The sequence below is a fragment of the Mycobacterium arosiense ATCC BAA-1401 = DSM 45069 genome (assembly GCF_002086125.1).
Taxonomy (GTDB): Bacteria; Actinomycetota; Actinomycetes; order Mycobacteriales; family Mycobacteriaceae; genus Mycobacterium; species Mycobacterium arosiense.
Genome location: NZ_MVHG01000438.1, coordinates 1 through 231, shown reverse-complemented (window position 1 = coordinate 231; position 231 = coordinate 1). Strand labels below are relative to the sequence as shown.

Annotated in this window: 1 pseudogene; it reads right to left on the bottom strand. The window is 66.2% G+C overall.

The features are described 5' to 3' along the window. Positions 1 to 155: pseudogene (locus tag BST14_RS32485) on the bottom strand (response regulator); the annotation flags it as partial. Positions 156 to 231: the final 76 nt, after the last annotated feature.

The following is a 231-nucleotide window of genomic DNA, read 5'->3' as shown; positions in this document are numbered from 1 at the left end:
CCCTGGCGCTTGCCCCAGACCTTGTCGGTCTCCTGGTCCTTGGTGGTGACGATGATCACCGGGATGGCGCTGGTCTCGGCGTCCTTGGTCAATTGACGGGTCGCCTGGAAGCCGTTGAGGCCGGGCATGACGATGTCCATCAGGACCCCCATGGGGGAGGTCGGCGAAGTCCTGCACGAACCGCGCTACACCCAGCTGCCGGGCGTGAAGACCTGGGTCAAGGGGGTGGCC